At 39.9% G+C, this 6,161-nt stretch carries 6 protein-coding genes and 1 pseudogene; 2 read left to right on the forward strand and 5 right to left on the reverse strand.

All coding sequences use genetic code 11. From position 1 onward, the window contains the following. Together IQ229_RS09365 and IQ229_RS09370 are read left to right on the forward strand one after the other, a co-directional pair. A pseudogene (locus tag IQ229_RS09365) lies at nt 1-1,169 on the forward strand (transposase); the annotation flags it as partial. 1 nt (nt 1,170) lies between these two features. After that, on the forward strand, nt 1,171-1,365 hold the full coding sequence (locus IQ229_RS09370) for a hypothetical protein (protein WP_228013338.1): 195 nt from the start codon (nt 1,171-1,173) through the stop codon (nt 1,363-1,365). Nucleotides 1,366-1,668: 303 nt separating this feature from the next. Here the strand turns inward: IQ229_RS09370 and IQ229_RS09375 are convergent, their stop codons facing one another. The 5 genes from IQ229_RS09375 to IQ229_RS09395 form a co-directional block, all read right to left on the reverse strand. Next, a complete protein-coding gene (locus IQ229_RS09375; RefSeq protein WP_194043124.1) occupies nt 1,669-2,853 on the reverse strand; it encodes an ARPP-2 domain-containing protein in 1,185 nt (394 codons plus the stop codon). A 27-nt stretch (nt 2,854-2,880) separates the two neighbouring features. After that, on the reverse strand, nt 2,881-3,219 hold the full coding sequence (locus IQ229_RS09380; RefSeq protein ID WP_094333515.1) for a XisI protein: 339 nt from the start codon (nt 3,217-3,219) through the stop codon (nt 2,881-2,883). After that, nucleotides 3,207-3,620 (reverse strand): XisH family protein, encoded by a 414-nt coding sequence (locus tag IQ229_RS09385; RefSeq protein ID WP_094333514.1) that lies wholly within the window; start codon nt 3,618-3,620, stop codon nt 3,207-3,209. Before IQ229_RS09385 ends, IQ229_RS09380 begins: the two co-directional genes overlap by 13 nt. Before the next feature lie 55 nt (nt 3,621-3,675). Beyond that, nucleotides 3,676-5,100, reverse strand: a complete 1,425-nt coding sequence (locus IQ229_RS09390; protein WP_194043126.1) for a hypothetical protein — start codon at nt 5,098-5,100, stop codon at nt 3,676-3,678. Between the two features lie 354 nt (nt 5,101-5,454). Then, entirely contained in the window at nt 5,455-5,943 is a 489-nt protein-coding gene (locus IQ229_RS09395; protein WP_228013339.1) for a class I SAM-dependent methyltransferase, read from the reverse strand. Nucleotides 5,944-6,161: the final 218 nt, after the last annotated feature.

The raw sequence follows: 6,161 nt of genomic DNA on the forward strand, positions 1-6,161 counted from the left end.
TTCTTTTATACAGTAATACCTTGGGCGACGTTGTTTTGGCTATTTTTCCGCAAGCATTTATTACGTGCGAATGAAGTATATTTGCTTGCAGGAGATGAAGTGGTAGTCAGTAAATCGGGTAGAAAGACTTATGGATTAGATAGATTCAATTCTTGCCTAGCCAATAAACCGATATAAGGATTATCTTTCTTTGTATTATCATTAGTGAGCGTTGAACAGAGGCACTCATTTCCGATACAGATATAACAGGTAATAAAGAAAGATACTCAAACAAAAAGTACCTCGACAATCGAGAAACCAAAACCTAAAGAGAAACGTGGGCGTGGGCGACCAAAAGGAAGTAAAAACAAAATAAAAAGGAAGTGATATTAACATCTGAATTAATACTAATTCAGAAAATGATTAGTTCACTATTCAAGTTATTAGCTAACTCTATTCCCCTGACCTACTTGGTAGTAGATGGTCATTTTGGTAACAATAATTCTTTACAGATGGCACGTCTTGTCAACTTGCACATAATTTCCAAATTGCGCCATAATTCAGCATTATACTTCCCTTATGAAAATCCTGACTCCAGTAAACGCTCTCGTCGGAAATACGGGGACAAGCTAGACTATTGTAATATACCTTACAAATATTTATGTAAAAGTGCTATTGAAGATGAGATTCAAACTGATATTTATCAAGCTACTCTTATTCACAAAGAATTTGCCCAGGCTCTCAATGTAGTGATTTTGGTCAAAACCAATCTTAAAACTAATGCTTCCAGCCATGTAATTCTTTTTTCTAGCGACCTAACTCTGTCATTTGAAAAAATTATCGGCTATTACAAACTCCGTTTCCAAATTGAGTTTAATTTTAGGGATGCCAAGCAGTTTTGGGGATTGGAAGATTTTATGAACTTGAGCCAAACTGCCGTGACTAATGCTTCTAATTTAGCATTTTTTATGGTCAATTTATCCCACCATCTTCTCGCTGATTTCCAGCAACTCAATCCCGGTTCTGGCATTATTGACCTTAAGGCTTACTATCGTGGTTTTCGATATGTTCGTGAAATGTTAAAAATGCTTCCAGAAATCCCTGAGCCTATTTTATTAGCCCAGATTTTTGCCAAGCTTACTTCTTTAGGACGTATTCATCCCGTTTCTACAGGTGTTGAACCCTCGTAAATTGGCAAAGGTATTGATAATTCCTGATATTAAAACGTTAACACAAGCATTACATGAACGGATTGAGTCAGCAGCGCGGATGTTGCCATTACCAGAGGAAGATGTAGCACCTGCACAGGAGTCTAGTAGCAGTGAAACTGATGTTTTAGAAAATTTTCCAACACGAGTTTATCAAACACCCGGATTGCAAGGATAAGAGGCTGGTAGCTCTTAATAAGCGAAATATTGTTGGATATCTTGTTGCTCACTGCGTAGAATATTCAGTATTTGCTGCTGGATTTGAGCAGTCTTTTTTCGCTTGTTTAGGTTGTATTCACCCCGTTTAACTCAGTGTTATAAGCTGTCGCATCTGTAATTTTCTAGAGCATTACAGAGTTACCAATGGTTGTAGACCCTAAGAAGTGCAAGTTATACGCGCGATAGCTTACTATTTCGGAAATTGGCGAATGTATTGAAATTAAAACTTTACAAATTAATGCTGAATCTTAGCAAGACAATATCACCTTTTACCCTTAACTTTTTTCAATGCCGCTTGTCGTACTTCTGCATTAAGCAAATAACCAAAACCCACCTTTTCTAAACGCAGCACAAATTCCTCTCGTGTATTGCCCAATTTACTAGCTGTAGCATCCAAATTCCAATTATGCTCTGCTAACTGACTCAGCAAATAAACTCGGCGAGTCTGTATTCCTGATAAGCGATAAGTCTTCAAATACTCCAATTCACCATTCTCTCGAATAATCGCTTCCCCAATATGATTTTCTTCGTTGGGGTTGAGGTCAGTAATAAATCGTTGTAACATGAACGAACCAGCAGTATAGACTTTTTGGGAAATTAACTTGCGTCCTAACAGTCCCTCGGCCATGAAACCCTGAAACGATGCCCAATCTGAACGCATATTTTGTACTGCTGCTCTCAAAGCTGTTAAATCATTAATTTTTGACTCATCTAAAGATACACTCATTGGAAAAGTAGTATCGTGCAGTAAAGCGTATTGGTACAATAACTCACCATAGAAATCTTCTAATAAGCTATTGTGCAAAAGTCGATAGTCCTCTGGTGTCGGTACTACAAAAGCTGATGCTAATGCTTCGGCAACAAATACTAATACTCCAACCTGTCGAGAGTGAATTTCAAATACCCGCAAAGCATCTTCAAGTCCAGCAATGTAACGTCCACTAAAAGAGCTTTCCATTCGGCTACCCAACCCATGAGAAAGGGCATACTTAGAATATTCACTCCAGGCAATATCAGGGCCAGAGAAAAACATTGATAAAAAGCCTTCCATTGCCAAGTGCAGTGGCAAAAATCTCAGTTGATTAGTAGATTCCCGCTTCACCATCCGGTGCATTAACCGGACACTGGCGCAACCATAGTTTAGCTGTTTCCCATCTGTTTTAAAAAGCTGTCCCCCAAAAGCCCCCACAGGACTGCCGTCATTAGTCCAAGACAACACTAGTCCGTGAGGAACATAGGAAAAATATTTCATTCCTGGTGCTGTCATTTCTCCTGCTAAGGAAACAACTGCTAAATCTTCATCATAGTTACGACGCAGCAAGCGCAAATCGTTACGTACTTGATGGCGCAATAATGGCACAATCCGCACTGCTCCCCGTATTTGAGAAGGAGCAATTTCTAGTCCTTTGAGTGATATGTCTGCTAACAGATTGCTTTTGGATGCCATAGGATAGGGTGTCTATTTTTATTAGCTTTAAGCAACACCGTATTTGGTATAAGGACGTTTGTATGGGGGATGCAAGCCTAAAACAATATCTGAAGCTGGAACTCCTCTTTCCACTAGCTCTTGAGCAATATCGGCTTCTGTCATGTTGTGCTGAATCCAAATTTTATTATCTTTAATGTCTAAATGAATGTAACAGGCATAAATACGATTAAACTCTTGCCAACCAATATCTAGAATTTGATAGTGATCGTGTTCTGTATCAAAAATGAGTTGACATTCAATATTTGGTTCGTTTGGGGGGTTTGGGGTGGCATGGGCAATTAATAATTCGCGCACAATTTGGCGATATTTGGCTAGTTTTTCCATTCGATTATCTCCTCTGTATTCGGTTTATATGCTATTATTTTTAGGGCATAATGTGATATTGCCGCTTGAGTAAAACGCTCCTGAAAAAAAGTATTAAAAATATCAATAGGAACAGCTAAATAGAGGATACGATCGGGCTCAGTCATTTCTAAGGCAAGGCGATAGTTGAGAAACTGCCCTAGTGCATTATGAAAGTCAGTAATGACGGAGGGATTGATAAAGCTTTTAACTTCTACAGCAATTTTCTGCTCATCTTTTTCAGCAGCAAATACTTTTTCAGCAGCAAGATCAATCTCTAGTTTAACGCGCTCTATGCGAATGATTAATGGATCGCTAGTAATTGTCCATCCGTCTTTGATTAAGGCTTGCTTGACGGCTTGGTGGAATAGGTCTTTGGCCATAGTGGAATATTTACAACGGTTTTCAACTATATGAAGTACACCTATACCTTACAGCCTATACCCTTAACATTTGCTTGACTCGCTCTGCTAAATATGCTTCCAATTCGGCTAAAGATGCAGTACCTTCAGCAAACCGAGCAAAGCCCAACATCGTAGGTAAATCTTCTGCATCCCGTAATCCTACTGTGGGGATTGTGTGGCTAAGGGGGTGTAAAGAAAAGTCATCGGCGTTGTAAACAGGATTGCAATGAATAATCGAAGTTTTTTGTTTCGGGTCTAAACGATCGCGATATACACGTAGAATTTCCGATGCTCCACTGGGGGGATCGTTTTCCCAACCATCGGTGACAAGTACTACTAAATCTGCGCCCCAGTCCAAAGCATCCAGTAGGGGAGTAGCTAGGTCTGTTTGTCCACGAGGTAGAATCAGCAGTGGATCGCTGGTTGATGCTGTCCAAAAAGCTTGGTATTCCTGGGATGCTGCTTTTAGTAAGTAATGAGTAGCTAAGGCTACCCCTAAAGGACGACGATGTTTTTCGGCTGAACCGGAACTGGAGTAGCTGCAATCTAGGACTGCGGCTACTCGTCCTAGTTTTAGGGGTGATTTTCTTAATGTGAAGGCAGCAGATTTCTCTAATGCTTGGTTTAAGATTTCCCACTGCTGTTTGCGAGTATCCAATGGCAAGGATAGGATATACAGTGCCAAACGAGTTAGGGGGAGACGACCTAAATTAATGTCGATTTCTACTTCTGTGCGGTTGGCTGAAGTTTGAAAGCGCAATTTTTCATTCAAAGTCATTTGCTCTTGAATACGAGATAAAAAGACCTCTCGTTTAATTCCATGTTTCGCTGCTAAACCTTCGGCAACTGTAAAGGGTAGTTGATAAACTGCTTGAGCGCTATAGTGTGCTTGGCGAAATATCTCGAATAGCTCTGTTTGATAAACTTGTTGTTTCCATTTACCAAAGAGAAAATTACCTAATTCCCCTGGTAGGGTGAGGTGAGCATGGGAGGCTATAGCTCGAAATTTGGAGCGATACTTCACAGCATCAAAGTTAATGTCACGTTTTTGCTGGAGATAATCACGAGCGATCGCTCTGCTACGACGATTATTAATACTTCTTTTCCGTAATTGTTGCAATACTTCCCAACCTCTTTGTGGTGGTAGGGCTGTTAATGCTGCGGCAATTAATGCACCTTCTTCTTGTCGATGTTCAGGAGGTGTATGTTTTCCTGTTGCTAGTAACTTGAGGATAATCTGCGCTTGGTTGAAGTGGTTTATCCCTGCTGCCAATGTCCGGGTATAGAGTAAGCGGTAATTACCTAAAATATAGTCGTGCAAAAAGTCAATAGATACGCGCTGCCCATAACCATCACCGTAGAACTCACGCTGTCCTGTGCAGGAGAGGCAGGCATTAATGAACATGACTAAATCTTCCCTTGCCACCTGCTGATGTTGGTTAGCCCGATTAATGTCCATTGTTGACATAGTGGCTTTTTTTGAAGGGGATACTGTTCGGGGAATGACGGCACGACAAGCTAGGATAGCTTCAGATGCTAGGTTCGGAAGTCACACCAAAGTCCCGCAAACAGTATTAACGACTATTTTAAGTTCTAGATTAGAAAATAGCTATAGGAATCCGACTTAAATCTTACTAAGTATACTGAGGCTCTAACCTTTATGACGCAAGGGTTCTATTTTCTCAGTTTTTCAAAAATTAAACAGGAATCCTATAGTAGTTAAAGTAAGTCTGCAAATTCATGAGATACGTCCTGATTTTCCCCATATACAACTTGCATAGGTAACTTTGACGGCGCTAATAGACAGCAAGTGCTATTTATCAACATTATTTTGCCAAACCTCCTTGATAAACTTTTTGAACTCTTCTAGAATCAGAGGTAAATCACTATCAATTTCTTGGGTTTGTTGCCCATTTATAATTGGACGAAAGAGACGATGGCCTCGACTATCAAAACCAATTTTATCTGCAACTGCCATAAAGATTGAGTAATCTTCTGGTACTGGTAAATCTCCACCTTTGCGCTGAAGAATCAAAAAGCTGGTGATAATTACCAATCCACATTCTACCTGAAAGTTCTCTGTAGGTAACTGAATGGAAGCAATTAGCAAAGCCATGTCTTCTAATAGCCATCGGCGAAAGTGTGCTTGGTTAGATGAAGAAAGAATTCCATTAGACACCAAAATACAGACTATTTCACCAGGTTGCAATTGATTTAAACACTGTTCTACAAATAAGCACTCTTGTTCTGCTTGGGTTTTCAACTTGGATGTAATTACGTAGCTTCCATTTCCGTGTTTCATCCATTTATAAGCCATCTCAAACCGGGCTAGTTCGGAATCGGAAGCGAGATTAATTTTGCAATAGGGAGGATTGGCAAGTGCTATATAGGAATCGTATTTGATTTTTGAAATTATCTGTGTGGGCGGGGAGTAGGGAGTAGGGAATAAGGAATTAGGCTTTTCGATCTGTACCGAGCTTTTTCAGAAATCAAATATTAGTCCTATAGTAGGTAAGGAAA

The sequence above is a fragment of the Nostoc cf. edaphicum LEGE 07299 genome, assembly GCF_015207245.1.
GTDB classification, from domain to species: domain Bacteria; phylum Cyanobacteriota; class Cyanobacteriia; order Cyanobacteriales; family Nostocaceae; genus Nostoc; species Nostoc edaphicum_B.